Annotated in this window: 12 protein-coding genes; 7 read left to right on the plus strand and 5 right to left on the minus strand. The window is 49.9% G+C overall.

The window, feature by feature from the left end; all coding sequences use genetic code 11:
• Positions 1-215: 215 nt before the first annotated feature.
• Both OXN25_03775 and OXN25_03780 read right to left on the minus strand, forming a co-directional pair.
• Positions 216-1706 (minus strand): lamin tail domain-containing protein, encoded by a 1491-nt coding sequence (locus OXN25_03775; protein MDE0423973.1) that lies wholly within the window; start codon positions 1704-1706, stop codon positions 216-218.
• On the minus strand, positions 1693-2910 hold the full coding sequence (locus OXN25_03780; protein ID MDE0423974.1) for a hypothetical protein: 1218 nt from the start codon (positions 2908-2910) through the stop codon (positions 1693-1695). The genes OXN25_03775 and OXN25_03780 overlap by 14 nt, the downstream gene beginning before the upstream one ends.
• Positions 2911-3916: 1006 nt before the next feature.
• On the opposite strand from OXN25_03780, the gene murB reads away from it, so the two are divergent.
• On the plus strand, positions 3917-4825 hold the full coding sequence (gene murB, locus OXN25_03785) for a UDP-N-acetylmuramate dehydrogenase (protein MDE0423975.1): 909 nt from the start codon (positions 3917-3919) through the stop codon (positions 4823-4825).
• Between the two features lie 328 nt (positions 4826-5153).
• A complete protein-coding gene (locus OXN25_03790; GenBank protein MDE0423976.1) occupies positions 5154-6599 on the plus strand; it encodes a tetratricopeptide repeat protein in 1446 nt (481 codons plus the stop codon).
• A 9-nt stretch (positions 6600-6608) separates the two neighbouring features.
• Here OXN25_03790 and OXN25_03795 read toward each other — a convergent pair whose 3' ends face one another.
• The 3 genes from OXN25_03795 to OXN25_03805 are packed head-to-tail and all read right to left on the minus strand — an operon-like array spanning position 6609 to position 10343.
• Complete coding sequence (locus tag OXN25_03795) at positions 6609-7409, minus strand: LamG domain-containing protein (protein ID MDE0423977.1); 801 nt, start codon at positions 7407-7409, stop codon at positions 6609-6611.
• 42 nt (positions 7410-7451) lie between these two features.
• Complete coding sequence (locus OXN25_03800) at positions 7452-9140, minus strand: CRTAC1 family protein (protein MDE0423978.1); 1689 nt, start codon at positions 9138-9140, stop codon at positions 7452-7454.
• A gap of 9 nt (positions 9141-9149) precedes the next feature.
• The gene (locus OXN25_03805; GenBank protein ID MDE0423979.1) at positions 9150-10343 is read right to left on the minus strand and encodes a starvation-sensing protein RspA; all 1194 of its coding nucleotides are present in this window, start codon (positions 10341-10343) and stop codon (positions 9150-9152) included.
• 807 nt (positions 10344-11150) lie between these two features.
• Between OXN25_03805 and OXN25_03810 the strand changes: the two genes are divergently transcribed.
• The 5 genes from OXN25_03810 to OXN25_03830 all read left to right on the plus strand — a co-directional run.
• Positions 11151-11336: a hypothetical protein gene (locus tag OXN25_03810; GenBank protein MDE0423980.1), complete on the plus strand. Its 186-nt coding sequence runs from the start codon at positions 11151-11153 to the stop codon at positions 11334-11336.
• Positions 11337-11354: 18 nt separating this feature from the next.
• Positions 11355-11867 carry a hypothetical protein gene (locus OXN25_03815; GenBank protein MDE0423981.1) on the plus strand — a complete coding sequence of 171 codons (513 nt, stop codon included), beginning with the start codon at positions 11355-11357 and terminating at the stop codon, positions 11865-11867.
• 3 nt (positions 11868-11870) lie between these two features.
• Positions 11871-12551, plus strand: coding sequence for a hypothetical protein (locus OXN25_03820; GenBank protein ID MDE0423982.1), 681 nt, complete (start codon positions 11871-11873; stop codon positions 12549-12551).
• Between the two features lie 10 nt (positions 12552-12561).
• Positions 12562-13485, plus strand: a complete 924-nt coding sequence (locus tag OXN25_03825) for a hypothetical protein (protein ID MDE0423983.1) — start codon at positions 12562-12564, stop codon at positions 13483-13485.
• A 43-nt stretch (positions 13486-13528) separates the two neighbouring features.
• Positions 13529-14430: hypothetical protein (locus OXN25_03830; GenBank protein ID MDE0423984.1), on the plus strand; the 902-nt coding region annotated here is incomplete at its 3' end.

Here is a 14430-nt window from a genome sequence, read left to right on the forward strand (position 1 = left end):
TTCGTTTTTATTTTTCCCCGTTATTTCAAATCCCAAAAATCATATAATCACGTAAATCACAGTTTAGACAATAAGTAGCGAACCGCAAACCGCAAACCGCGATTAGCCAACAGCCAACAGCCAATAGCCAGAAAAAACAGGGCAGCGAACCGAGGTCCGCTGCCCTGATAGGTTAGTTCAACTATTTTCATCCCTGAACAACCTATGTGTCCGACCTATTTGCCAAACGATTTTAGCTCACTCCAACGCGTTGTGAGTTTACCACCCGCACTGACGTTTCCACGTAAGTGTGTCGTGCGCAAGGTTGTCCGGTTGCCGTCCAACGAGACGTCCTCAATCTGGTAGTAGTAAACAACGTTGGGTTTCGCAGTTGTATCTGTGTAGGTATACATACGCTTTTCAGAAATGGTGCCGTGTCCGGGCACGATGCCTTTGACCTTGATGACTTGGAACACACCGTCCTTCGTCTCACTTCGCAGGATGTTAAAGCCAGCATTGTTCAACTCAGATTCGGTGATCCATGTAATCACAACAGCACCCGTCGCTTTGTCGCGAACGGGACGGAAGCTTGAGAGTGAGACGGGTAAGGGGCTGCCTTCCCGATGTCCGGGTGACCCGACATCATCACGGTGTCCATAGTAGCTCCCGACACTCTGTGCCGTTATCCACGAGGCTGCCATCGTGCCATCATTCGCGTCATCGGGGGTGCCATCAAATGCACGTGAGCCGAAGCCACGGACGATGGACTTGCGCATCTCGCCACCCGTCTCCGGCAATGCCCACATCACCGTGCGACCCGGGGTCCGCGGATCCAGCATAACATTACCCGCTACGTCCTCAACGCTCCCTTTATACCGGAGCTCGAGATGGAACCCTTCACTGCTCAGTAGCACACTCTTGCGTGCCGAGAGACCGAGTGCGTTGCGGTGCTTCTGATACAGGTTATAGACGCGGTGGGACACCACATCACTCGCACTGCTACGGTCAGAGACCAACAACAGCGTCTGGTTCGGCAGAATCACAGAAGTGCCATCAAACGTGAACTTCGCATCGACGTAAGACTCGACATCCGGGTCAATGTTGCGAATCTCCAGTTCCCAATCCCCGTTGAGATGTGCCGATTCCGTGAAGGAAGAGTTGTAGAGTTCTATCCACTGCGTGAGATTGCCGTTGTCACCGGCATCATACATAATCTCACTGATAACGACTTTACCCATAATGTCGGCGGGGTTTGCCTTCCGGGCGTTGTTGGCATACCCCGGCGTTCCCGGTGCGATTGCCATATCTACGTTCGGGTCATACCCGGGACCGTTGACGGCACCGTCCTTACGCCAGTGGTCTTTCTCTGAACGTTGTCCACCAGACTTCTGCTCGATACGCGCATACGTCATACCGGTGTTACGGGGTATGCTACTGTTAGCACCACCCCAGTCATTCGCATCAATCCTTTCTGTATTGATGTCAGCGTTCGCAATGGCAACCTTCCACCCTTTCAAAGGCCAGGTATCTGAGACGTTCGCCTGCTCAATGAACTGATTACCGGCGATGTCTACGATCCCTTCATGGTTGGTTCTATCGTTACGGTCTCTGAGAATTAGGAGGAAATCATCAGCAGGCATCCACTCGTCATCAGCACCATTCACGACGATATACAGCTGCTGCGCACCTGCCGGGAACTTGTCGTTGTTGGTATCATGGAGATCCATACCCCGCCAAGACGCTATCAGCGGGATCGCGATTCGTGATGACCAAGAAACCACCCCCAGGAATGCTCGTGCCCTCGTCAGGAATCGAAAAGACCCGTTGCTGCTGCCTGTTGCCATCAGCATCCTCATACGCAGCGTGCAGCGTCCATTTTTTGACTTCTTGTGCAGCACTGCCGGTGTTGTGAAGTTCAATCCACTGAAGCGTGTCTGAGTTGTAAATCTCGTTGATGATGACGGAAGTGCCGGGAAGCGAGGCGGGTGCTTTACTTTGCGTCGCAATACCATCGTCATCTTGCTGAGGCATACCCGGCGTGCCGATGAAAGGACCCGCCATGTTGATACGTCCAACGGATGCGACCCACTGACTGCTATCGGTGCCGTCACCGAATCTGTGCTCACCGGCTTTGCTATTGGCATCATGAGCCGTGTAGGCGGTTTTATCAGCGTTCGTGCTCCGCTTCCGGTACATGGAGACGAGATTTTTCACGGGATGCTTGCCATCCGTAGACGCTGATGTCCGACCACTCTGACCCGGTGGATCCCATCTGACCCCAAATCGGTTGATAACACTCACACGGTCAACGACTGTGAAGGTTACAGAATTCGCTGCACCAGCCTCTGCCTCAGCACCCGTAGTAGGTAATCCACTGTCACCAACAAGTGTCACTTCATCGCGCTCGACACGCTTATTTGTCGTGAACAGGAGACGAAGATCATCAGTGCTCTTCAGGGCAGCCCCTTCGTTGTAGACTTCAATCCACTGGGCAACTGTCGGGTCTGTCGCAGCAGCATCTATTCCCCACATAATTTCGGTGATAGCAAGGCGATACATTGAACCTGTGGTAATATTTCCTAAGTCTACATCTGCTTTCGCAGCATCTTTCGCGGACTTCCGAAGCAAGAGCTCAACGGTTCCACCGAAAGCAAAGAGGGCGTTTATATCTGGCAAGTTACTTACGTGTCTTACAATGGCTTTACCAGCCGTAATTTGGCCACTGTCATCAGCAATTATGCCGGTGGTATCAAGGACATCGTCAGCTGGTGTAGTATCGGTAACATTCTTCATGGCAACATGAAAACCGTTCTCTGAAATAACAGGACTATTGAGATTTGGGCTAAATGTCATCTCTTGTGCGAATGCCGGACCTGCTACAAATGCCAACACTAAAACAAAAACTAAGGTAAATGTCATTTTTGACAGCATGCGTTATTTTCCTCCATTTAAATTTAAACTCAAAAGCCTTGAGAAAAATCTGAACCCCAGCTTGAGGGTTAGCCCCGGTTCTCTGACTTTTTGTAATGCAAATGTGCGGACGGGGGTGGGAACAAAAATAGCCTGCAACATGCGACTTGAAAGGGAATAAAGTCGCACGGGCGGGCGCGAAGAGAGCAGCACGGCGGCATTCACCGCTGCGGCTGTCGTGTGAAGTCCTTTATGGTGTAATTTGCTTATTATACGTGGAGTAAGTGGGGGGGGTAAATCGCTTTCGCTAATCTAAAACAGACTAGCAGAAGATATTTGGCAACGACAAGCTCTGAAAATCCACACAACGCACGGAGCTCGACCCAAAAGTGGAGTCCACAGTGTCTCACGGATTTTACACAGGCTTTAAGAAGAGACAGAACGCGTCTGTTCATGAACGTTACCTAAAAAGAAAAAGTTGCGGAAAGTGCTTCCGACATTTGTCGCGTCTCCTGTTAGGTTGCGCCCCTTTATGTGCAACCTGACAGGAAACCGTGCTGCCAAGATGGCAAGTTGGGTTATAATAAGTCAATTTCACAATTATCACTAAAATACCAATTAAGTCTATTCGTAACCAAATTATACGCTATTTTCAGAAAAAAAGCAAATGATTTCCACAAAAATTGCTAATTTTGTTTGAAAAGTACATGGCTGGATGCCTGGATTTGGTATAGGAAGAGACGAAATCCGTTCTTTGTAGGACATTTGCTACACGCGCATTCCGTGTTAATTCATGCGACGTGCATTCAAACGATTCTACACATAGCACTCGGAAATCAACGGTATGAATGCCTTATGGCATTCCCCGGGAGCAAAGAGACGTATTCCCTCCTACCCTGAAAATCCTTGAATCCTGCAAATCCTGATTCTGACAACCCGCTGTCAAAATATTTACACACTCTGATATGTCTATAGAATTGATTCCTGCTGCCGTATGTGCTATAATAGACAAAAAATGGAGGGCAGCATGGATTGGAAAAAAGCACTGCCGAAAATCGTAACGCAACCCGGTTCACGGCTCCGGTTTGCAGAGCCGCTCGCAAAACATACCTACTTCGGCATCGGTGGTGAAGCAACCGCTTACATTGAAATCAGTACGTTATCTGAACTCGCAGCGTTAGCACATTTCCATAGACAGTGGGGTATTCCGATTGCCGTTATCGGTCGTGGGTCGAATCTACTCGTAAGCGACACGGGTTTCAAGGGCATCGGTGTCAGGTTGATCGGCGAGTTGGCGAAACTGGAGGTTGACGGAAAGGTCGTTTCGGTGGGTGCAGGACTTTCACTGCCGCGGCTCTCAAAAACCATGTCCCGAAGCGGACTGAGCGGTGTGGAATTTGCACTCGGTATTCCGGGTTCCGTCGGCGGCGCGCTCATCATGAACGCCGGTGCGTGGGGCAGTAGTTTCGGGGATGTCGTCAGAAATGTTACTGTCATGACCGACACGGGTGATCTTGTTGAGTTAACCCATGCCGAGGCGAACTTTGAATACCGACACAGCGGTTTGAATGCCTATTTCTGTGTTACAGGTGCGACGCTTGAACTTGAACACGGGGATGTTGACACAATCACCGAACGGATGCAAGCCTTCTACAAGCAGAAAGTCGCAACGCAACCCTTTGCTGAGGAGAATGCCGGATGCATGTTTAAAAACCCGCCCGGCGATTCAGCGGGACGGCTGATTGACATCAGTGGGTTGAAAGGCTACCGTATTGGTGGTGCAGAGGTGTCCACAGTACACGGAAATTTTATTCTCAATATTGACAATGCGACAGCGGCAGATGTCCTAAATTTGGTCGCATATATCCAAAAGCAGGTCCGAAAAAAGACCGGGATTTCCCTCCAGACAGAAGTAAAACGGTTGGGTTTTGACTAAGATCCTTTGGACATTTTGTAGCGCAAACTGTATGAAGATTAATTTATTAATTCGGTAATACCCGAACATCCGGATGCCCGAACTTGTTCGGGAGTGTTTTCCAGCACCGCGTCCCCAACAAGTTGGGGCATCCAAGACAAATTACCGATTTATTTTCTTAAACTTCATTTATGGTAAACCAGAAAAATAAATAAACATTTTACCCCGGCCTGGTAGGTGCGGTTTCTAACCGCACCCGCAGAATGCCACACGCGCATTCTGACGTTGATTCGCTGAATGTCTAATTAATTCTAGGATTTACCATAGTTTGCGTAGTTTGCGGGCGTATATGCACAATCTAACAGATTATGCTACGAAAGTGGCGACTTGGGTTATTACATTATGCCTCTGCGTCTTAAACGGACATTTTGCTATTGCCCAGAACGCTTACGAGTTAGGAGCAACAGCACTCCAGCAGGGCGACTATGCGGAAGCCGTTCGGTACTTTACCGATGCCGGGAAAGATGAAAAGACGCTTGCTCGTTTAGGGTACACCTATTCCCAGTTGGGTCGCTACGCCGATGCCGCCCGCGCTTATCAGGACGTACTTCGCTTTGATACAGACGAGGAACGCAGCTTAGAAGCCGAAGTTGCGGCATCGCAAGCACTGTTGGGATTGGGGTACATCGCTTATCGACAAGGTAGGTTTGATGAAGCGATGCGATACTATATGGAATTGGTGCAGCGAGGCACGGCGGGTGTCGTCGAGGCACATCACAATCTCGGTCGCATCTATGCAGAACGTGGAGAGATCGAGAACGCAATTGCTGAGCAACGGCAAGCCGTCAAGGGGAATCCTGAATTTGCCGATGCGCATTATCACCTCGGTATCCTTTACAGCCGAAAACAGGAGTGGGGTGCGGCAATTGAAGTGTATCAGAAAGCTGTTGCGTTAGCACCGACGATGCCGAATGTCCATTACCAACTCGCTCGCTGCTATCGACAGATCGGAGATACATTGGCTGCTGAAGCGGCAATGCAGCGGTTTCATGACTTAAAATCTACAGATGTGGAAATCCAGAGAGGCGTTGAGGCGGTTTTTGTCGCCGATGCCGACGAGAAAGCGGAGGTACTACTCAGACTCGCGAATGTTTATGTCAAGCACGAGAAATACGAAGCGGCTGTCCGCGCGTTTGAACGCGTTCACAACTATAGCACTTCGGATATCCACGCTGCGCAGGTGTCCGCTGGACTCGCGAAGATCGCGTTAGATCAAGGAGACGCTGCACAGGCAATTGTTCGCTATGAACGTGCGGTTCAACTCGGTTTGGAGACAGCGGAGATTTACCACAATCTCGGTATCGTCTATATGCAAAGTCGGGATGGAGAGAATGCCTTAAAGCGGTTTCACAGCGCACTTGAAATCAACGCCGATTTGCCAGAATCACTGCTGATGCTGGGTGTGCTCTATGCTGCGAACAGTGATTTTGAAGCATCGGAGACGTATTACCAACAGGCGATAGAACTCTCGCCAGACACGGCAATGGCGCACCACGGACTCGCTTATCTCTATGGGCAACACAGTCGCAACTTAGAAAAAGCGGTCGAATTGGCACGCCACGCCACAGAATTATCACCCAATTCTGCCCCATATCATAACACCTTATCGTGGTTATATTACAAGGTCGGAAGATACAAAGAAGCAGAAATGGCAATTTTAAAAGCGGTTGAACTCGCACCGGATAACCCGCTTTATCAAGAAGGTTTGGCGGAAATCCGACAGCGCGAGAAATAATACCGATTGTTAGGGAAGTTCCTTGAGTTTCCCCCATACTGTCGTCAACTTACTATCAGGTTCCACTGCCAACAAGCCGGTTGCGCTCTCAAGCCCATCTTCCATGATCGTTTTGATGTCGTCCCCTTCAAGTGGAACGTTGAAGAGTGCGACCTCATCAAGCAAACCTTCGCACTGGTGTCCACCGTTTGAACCGTCACCAATCCGCATCCGACCCGGTTCCGCATCAAGACTCGGTTTTGCGTAGGGTTGCTTACCGACCTCTTCGCCATCGGTGTAGATAACCAAACCGGTTTTTTCACCGATAACTCCCGCGAGATGGTGCCACCCATCGTCTGTAATAATGGGACCACCAATCGGCCCTCCCCATGCACCAGGCGCCCCTTTCGTAATGCTTAACTGAAGGGTTTGTCTGTCTTTGTCGACAGCCAATAGATAGTTGCGGGGATTCTGACCACGCATCATAATGGACTGCCAACGCGTGCCTTGAGACGACTCTAAATTTGCCCACGCAACAATCGTTAGTTCTTCAAGTGTAATGCTCTTGTTGGATTGTACTTCGACATAGACACTGTTGCCATCGAATTCCAGTGCCTTCCCGAATTTTCCATCTTCCCATTTCTTAGGACCCACAATCTCCCCGTCATTTCCAGCAGCAGAGGTATCCTTAGCGACATCTCCTGCCCCTTCTTCAAACAGCCACATGCCAACGAGGGTTTCTGGATCAACTTTCGCCAATGCCTGTGGGTTTGCAGCAAACACGATTACCGCTGCGAAACTCAAAATGGCGATAATAACGCTTTTGTTCATTGGTCATCCTCCAAATGAATAGACTGGATTATGCAAGAACATTTAGGGTTTACGGATTATAATACCATCACTTTCTTGAATTGTCAACTGCTGATTACACTGTACGTTTTCCATTTTATCCTCTATACCGCTCTGCCAACGGACAATCAATCGGTCAACCTGCTCAGCCTTACCTAATCCAATCAGGAGTTGATGTGAGTTTTGAGAGAGATAACTCGCGCCACTTTTTACCTCTCGGAGTAGCTGCATGTCACCGATATGGAGTATTACCTTCGCGCCGAGTCCGTCACGATTTGACCCTTTTCGGTGCAGCGTGCCAACCGAAAACTCGCTATTAAACGAACCAACCAGTTTAATACGCAACCAATGATGGATAGGTGGTGTATCGTTGCGAAGCAAATCGGGAGTGTCGGCAATGTTCATCACGAGGATATCGAGGTCGCCATCGTTATCGTAGTCTCCGAAAATCGCGCCCCGGCTGGACTTCTCGATAAGCATACCACCCCCAGATGTGTCGGAGATGTCTGCATAAGTGCCGTTCCGTTGATTGTGAAAGAGCTGATTTTGTTGTTTGTAAACCCCGATTTCTTCGAGTGCTTCGATGTTGTCGTGGAGGTGTCCATTGGCGAAAAAGAGGTCGAGCCAACCGTCGTTATCAATGTCTACGAAGCCGACCCCCCATGCCAAGGGTAAGAGCGTCGGTTCACTTAAACGGCTTTGCGCTGTGACATCCCAGAAAACGCCGTTACCGTCGTTCTGGTAGAGTGTATTCGTTTCGGCTTGATAGTGGGTAAGGATTACATCAAAATCGCCATCGTTGTCGTAGTCCGCTGTGTCGATACCCATGCTACTTTCTGCGTCGCCGTGTTCGTTGCGTGCGATGCCGTGCAACTCACCGAGTTCCGTAAATGTCCCGTCGCCATTGTTTCGGTAGAGGAAGTTAGGCTCTTGGTCGTTGGCAATATAGAGATCAACCCAACCATCATTATCGACATCCGTCCAAATCGCACCTAACCCTCTGCCGAGTGCGATGAGTCCTGCTGTTTGTGTTACATTGGTAAAAGAGCCGTCGCCGTTGTTCTGATAAAGCACATCCGGTGCAGGTGCGAAATCTTCTGGACGGCAGTATGCCGGTATTCCGTTTTGTGAGCAGTCGGGTGCGGTTTCTAAATCGGTGAGGACATAGTTCACGACAACCAGATCCAACCAGCCGTCGTTGTTGTAATCGGCGAAGGCACACCCCGTAGAGAAACACGGTTCATCAGTAATGCCAGCGTCGTCTGTCACATCGTTGAAAGAACCGTCGCCGTTGTTGCGGTAGAGAACGTTGTGTCCGAAGTTCGTAACAAACAGATCGCGATTGCCGTCGTTATCGTAGTCTGCGACGCAGCAACCGATACCGTACTCAGTATTGCCGACCCCTGCCAGTTCTGTCACGTCAGTAAATGTCCCGTCGCCACTGTTTCGATAGAGTCGGTTTGTGGGCTGCACATCTGTTGTGCTTTCGGTCAGAGGTGCCCCGTTGACGAAATAGAGGTCTGGCAAATCATCGTTGTTGTAATCAAAGAAAGCGGCACCGCCACCCATTGTCTCAGGGAGGTATTTTGCCCCAGTCGCACCACTGAAGTGGCGAAATTGGAGACCGGCTTCGTCGGTTACCCGTGTGAACTGAATCTCTGCGTATGTGAGACTTGCCCAGAGTACGAAAGCGACGTAAACGATGCGTTTCATGTTTTTAAATTAAGGTCGGATAACCGTGCCGTCCATCCGCCGCACGGGTGCCCAACCGCCGTTAAGCGGATGTTCTGGGAACGGGAATCGTGCTGCGAGTGCCTCGTTTATGTCGATACCGAGACCAGGTGCTTCACTTGCCCAATAGCAGCCGTCTCGAATTTCGGGGCAACCCGGAAAGACCTCTTTGGTATTTTCACCGAAGACGTGTTGTTCCTGAATACCGAAGTTGTAACACGCTAAATCCAATGCAACGTTCGCAGCATGCCCCACTGGAGAGACATCCCCAGGTCCGTGCCACGCTGTGCGTACGCCGAAGAATTCACAGAAAGCGGCGAGTTTGCGCGCAGGACTGATGCCACCGATTTGTGAGATATGCACTCGGATAAAGTCGATGAGTCTGTCTTTGATAATGTTGATGTACTCGTTCGGGTTGTTGAACAGTTCCCCCATCGCAATCGGGATACTTGTCTGTTGACGCATGAGTTGGAAATAGTCTACATCCTCTGGTGCGAATGGGTCTTCAAGAAAGAAGAGGTTGTAGGGTTCTAACCCTTTGGCGAGATTAATCGCTTGGATGGGTGGGATGCGTTCGTGGACATCGTGGAGGAGTTCTACCTCGTCACCGAGTTGTGTGCGTAGATGGTCAAAGAGTTTGATAACGGTGTTCACATAAGGGGTCGGTTCAAAGGCATCGGAGCTGCGTCTGCCACGTCCTGCCCCGTATGTTGAGTAACCCGGTATCGCTACCTGTGCGCGGACATAGCGATAGCCTTGTTCCATATAACGGCGGATGCTTTCCTCTACCGCCTCGAAAGTGCTGCCACCTGCGTGTGCGTAGAGCGTTGCAGCCTCACGGCATTTGCCACCGAGCAGTTGATAGACAGGCATATTCGCGCGTTTGCCCATGATGTCCCATAGTGCGATGTCTACACCGCTGAGTGCGTTGTTCAGGACGGGGCCGTTTCGCCAATAGGAACTGACAAAACTACTTTGGAAGATGTCCTCTATGTTTGCTGGATCTTTGCCGACGAGAAAAGGTTTGAGATATTCGTCAACCGCTGTTGCAACAGCGAGTGGACGTTGCGTAAACGTGGCACAGCCGATGCCATATAAACCCGGTTCACTCGTTTCAATCTTAACAACGACGAGACGAATGCCGTTGGGTGCTGTCAGGATGGTCTTAACGTCTGTAATTTTCAAGGTGGTACTCTCCTGTCTTATGTGCCTGTCTGGGTAAATCACTATGGAAGTATAGCAAACAAGGTATGATGTGTCAAAAGAATTCTGCCTCTCACACCCCTCTATTTTTTTGAATGTATCGTTTTCTCAGAAGAAAATTTGACAGAAACGACACCCGCGTGTATAATTCAACGCGCAAGTGCCGACTTTCAGAGAACCTCTGGAATGTTTATGAAAAAAATATTTGACATTTTTTGAGATGTAGGCTATAATTATATTTCAGGAAGGTGGCCCCCAAAAAGTGCCACTGTGCATTTCACATTCATGTAGGGAAATAGCAGATGAAGAACCGATGGATCAGTGATAAAATATCGAAAATAGAGACGTTAGGTGTGCGGTTGCTGGGCGCGTGCTGCTCGGTAAAAGGTCGCCTCTCGCTACTATCCGCGTGTGTCTCTTCGGTTAACATCGCTATCCACCCCCCCCTCCACTTACGTTAAGTATTTTACTTCACAAAATACGAGACAGTCTTTCTCACGATTGTCAAAACTGTTTCTACCCAGATACTGCCTTCCGCAGACAAACGGCAGGTATCTTGGGTTCTTCGCGTTGCATCGCAGCACACCCCGAAAAACCAGTCACCCCGCGATGCGCCTACTTTCCTTTGACGATACCCTCGAAATGTGGTATCCTGCTCCACGTCTCGGGGCGTCATCATCATATTTTCTATAAGGATTTACGCACATTCGCAAATTACCCCCGGTATGAATGCCTTATGGCATTCCCCGCCCCCGCAAGCAAGGGGAAATTTATAAGGAGTCACAACCCATGCGAGACACGCTCATACGATGGATACTGCCCATCACGCTACTTTTCGTCATCATCACACTCGGATACGGACACCGGAAAACAGACGCACCGCGTCCCTCCTGTCATCGAACTTCAGGCTTTTGTCACCCTGAAACACAACCGTCGTGTCAACCGAGCATCTGTCTGGAGACTGACGGCAAATAACAGAGAAGGAGGCTATTTATGTTTTTTAAGAACTGGACGTTTCTTGTGTGCTTGATCTGTATCCTCTGCTGTCTGTTCGGTCTTTATTGTTTACAGGCACAGACTGCAGCACCGACACAAGCGACAAAGCGTTTTTCCGAGCCGCACAGCACGAAAGCACCCGGACCTCTCAAAACCCGTGTCTTCGTTGAGCGTGATGCGTTCTCAGAGTCCATCGACTCGGAGTTCTACCAAACGATTATTCAGAATAACCTATTTGCACCGCTTGGCACAGTCCTGAACCCGAACTCTGTGCCAGGGGACACTCTTGTGTTGCTTGGGACGCGTGTGTATCCGTCGGATCCTGTCGCTGCGTCGGCATGGTTGAAAAACACCATGACTGGCGAATATAGAGAGGTGTTTCTCGGCGACTCGATGGCAGGTTTGATGCTCACAGAAGTTCAACCGAGACAGGTGACACTTGAAGGAGCAGATGAGACGGTCATCTTGAAACTCAAAACGGATATTTTTCTGAACGCAAAAAGGAGATAAGTCATGTTGAAAAAGAAGATTTGGCTACCGATTTTGATTGTGTTATTGATTGCGATAGGTATTGGTGTCTGGCATGGGCAGCGCGTTGCCAATCAAGCCCCTATCAAGGTCTATAAACCCGTAGAAGTTGAAAAGACCGAGGTTCCACCGAAAGTTGATGAGACCGTGCAAGGTGGGCATTTTCACGAAGATGGCACTTTCCATGCAGAACCACATGAGCTCACGCCAGGATCTCAAGGCACTGCGGAATTAGAGGAAGTTTCCGTAACACCTTTTGAAACACCGACTGTCTCCCCCGGCCAACCAACACCATCCTCGGAGACAGTTGCGTCTGTCGCGTTGGATCCTGAAACCCAAGCGCGCGTTGATGCGCTCTTGGAAGAAGCTGAGACTCTATCTGCAGAAGCCAGTATATGGTCAAATAAACTCTACGCCGAATCTCAAGAACTCCAAAAAGAGATCAAAGCAAATAAAACCGAGATTGCGAAGAGTCGTGAGATGCGGCGCGATCCGAACGTAGATAAGGAAACGTATAATGCCTTTGATGCGGCTTTAGATGCCAAACTTCGCGCGACGGGTGCTGAAGCTAATCGTATAAATGACCTATACATCCAAAACAGGAAACGTCGCGACGAGTACATTCGCTTGATATCCGAAGCCCGGCGGTTGCAGGGACTTGAATAAGGAGGGCCTCATGCGAAAATGTTTTGTTCAAGTCTTTATGTGTTGTTTGTTGCTGATGAGCGTTTTTGTCTGCGTTATTGATGGAGAAGAAAAGCAAAGTTCACAACCTGCACCGAAAACCGCAAAAGACTATTGGGATGACTACCGAGATGCGAACCAAAACGCCATGGCAGCTTCAATCAATTACAATACGCAGGTGGATGCTGCGGATGATGTCAGCGAAAACCTTGCTGCTAATAAGAAAACCGTCTCGGATTCCACGAAAACAACGTTGCAGAATCTATTTATCGCGGGCGGGTTATATGTGCTGGGTGCACCAACGGTCTTTATCCCTGCTCTGGGGCAGATCAAACCAACATTGGACATGGTCAATGCATGGCTGAACGACGGCGAACTTGAGAAGTTGAAGGTTGTTGCCGAGCAAGCTACCTCGGATGCCCACAGAGAATCGGTAAAATACGACACCGATCGAGACAAAGCCTACAATGATTATACCACGAAGTATGAGAGTGAGAATCCCAATTCGGATCCGAAGCCGCCGCTGGTTGATGTAAAGCATAAGGTTTATAACTTTGTGTGTCATGGAGGGTGCGGTGAAAGTTGGGACAACGTAGAGGCTGCGCGGTTAACACATCAAAAGACGTGTGCGGGGGGTTCTGCGACGGTTCCGGGGTGTGGCAAGTCTTACTACGCTTGCACAGATACGACTCACGAGATTCAGACGTGTACGAACTTTATCGGCTATACATGTGGTGTCCAGTTTCGTGAATGTGCTAATGGCCAGTGTTCGCCTTCCGGGAGCCTGCGGTCTCTTGCCCAAAGACATTCTGCCAGCGGTTCGGTCAAACCCGATGAAAGTTTGCGAAAAGGCACGAATATCTGTCCGGAGTGTAAAAAGCCTCACAGCACAAGCGGTTCGGGTTCTGGCTCATAGAGTTAGTTGTTTTCATGATTTTCAAAAGTAAGGAGTTTCTGAAATGAAACAAGTTTTTTCTCTATTTTTATGCGGTGTTCTGTTTTTGAATGTGCTGCCGCGTGTTTTCGGTGCGGAGTCCACGCCCCCGGATCCCAACATCGGTCAGCCGCACTATGTGAAGTGTGTTGTCTGTAAAACGCACTTCTGGTCGTGCACAGAGTCGGATAAACACGGGGTCGGTGTCTGCGATAAAGCGACATCCCCAGAAACGTTGGCGTGTGGGCATGCTGTGGGTTCAAAGGGGATTCATCTGCGGGTGTCTTGTGAGTTTTGTAGCGAACAGTTTTATTTCTGCGATGAGGGTTTAGGGCATGGTCTGGCGCGGTGTCCTCGCAATGACAAGGGGGAGACGTGCACGGTCAGTGGGGGGCGGATGATCCTGTGTGCCGATCCCCCGCATCTGCATAAGTATCCTTCGGAGCCGCGTCCGTGTCCTGCTGCGAGGTGGACGGGCTGCGATGGCACCGGCACTGCTCATAAACGGACGTGTCTTGCGGGTCACACGTATTATACGTGTAATCTGACGGCGAAAGCCGCACATGAAGCACATACCGCCTCGGATGCTGCTCCGAACCCAGACCCGCTGGAGCCGGGGCAGAATCCGGGAGATTCAAGTTCTCAGGAGCAGAAGCACAAAGATGACGATTCGGAGGGGTCTACCCGCCAGCAGGTTGCCTGTCGTGCGGATGCGTGGACGAGTTGCGGTGGGTTGGTCTCGCATGCGGCGACGTGTCCTGCGGGTCACACGTATTACACGTGTAATTTGACAGCAAAAGCCGCGCATGAAGCACATACCGCCTCGGATGCCCCGCCAAAGCAGACTAATAACAACAAGGACCAATCGGGTACTAATCAGAACAAGGATGGGAACACCAATTCCAACAAGGATGGGGACTCCGATTC

Source organism: Candidatus Poribacteria bacterium (assembly GCA_028820845.1).
In the GTDB taxonomy this organism is placed as follows: domain Bacteria; phylum Poribacteria; class WGA-4E; order WGA-4E; family WGA-3G; genus WGA-3G.

Coding starts and splice junctions, on each gene's coding strand:
- OXN25_03800 (MDE0423978.1), bottom strand. CDS start 9,140: ATGAAACGCATCGTTTACGTCGCTTTCGTACTCTGGGCAAGTCTCACA.
- OXN25_03780 (MDE0423974.1), bottom strand. CDS start 2,910: ATGCTGTCAAAAATGACATTTACCTTAGTTTTTGTTTTAGTGTTGGCA.
- murB (MDE0423975.1), top strand. CDS start 3,917: ATGGATTGGAAAAAAGCACTGCCGAAAATCGTAACGCAACCCGGTTCA.
- OXN25_03775 (MDE0423973.1), bottom strand. CDS start 1,706: ATGGATCTCCATGATACCAACAACGACAAGTTCCCGGCAGGTGCGCAG.
- OXN25_03825 (MDE0423983.1), top strand. CDS start 12,562: ATGCGAAAATGTTTTGTTCAAGTCTTTATGTGTTGTTTGTTGCTGATG.
- OXN25_03815 (MDE0423981.1), top strand. CDS start 11,355: ATGTTTTTTAAGAACTGGACGTTTCTTGTGTGCTTGATCTGTATCCTC.
- OXN25_03820 (MDE0423982.1), top strand. CDS start 11,871: ATGTTGAAAAAGAAGATTTGGCTACCGATTTTGATTGTGTTATTGATT.
- OXN25_03790 (MDE0423976.1), top strand. CDS start 5,154: ATGCACAATCTAACAGATTATGCTACGAAAGTGGCGACTTGGGTTATT.
- OXN25_03810 (MDE0423980.1), top strand. CDS start 11,151: ATGCGAGACACGCTCATACGATGGATACTGCCCATCACGCTACTTTTC.
- OXN25_03795 (MDE0423977.1), bottom strand. CDS start 7,409: ATGAACAAAAGCGTTATTATCGCCATTTTGAGTTTCGCAGCGGTAATC.